The 258-nt window shown below is 39.9% G+C and carries 1 protein-coding gene; it reads right to left on the bottom strand.

What is annotated here, in order from left to right; all coding sequences use genetic code 11:
* A partial coding sequence (locus tag ICE94_RS08545; protein ID WP_216151142.1) for a YDG domain-containing protein occupies positions 1–258 on the bottom strand: 258 nt, incomplete at both ends.

Raw genomic sequence — 258 nt, 5'->3', positions numbered from 1 at the left:
TCTCACTGCCAATTAAACCACTCAAAGTTCCTGCAGTTACCGTCGCAGTTGTATTACCGTCATAAGTTTTATTTGAGGCAGTAGAGCCCGTAATTGTTAATGCTTTTGCATTAATAGTTGCAGTAGTTGTACCACTAGACAAACTATAGTTGGTTGCTAAACCACCATTACTACCATTTGCCAATGTATATGCAATAGTTACCGTCCTGCCGCTACCTGCATTTTTATTATCAAATGTACCTGCAGCCGTAACACCTA

The organism is Polynucleobacter sp. MWH-Loch1C5, from assembly GCF_018881775.1.
Taxonomy (GTDB): Bacteria; Pseudomonadota; Gammaproteobacteria; order Burkholderiales; family Burkholderiaceae; genus Polynucleobacter.
Note: the sequence above shows the minus strand (reverse complement) of the source record. Positions and strands in the feature narration are given on the sequence as shown.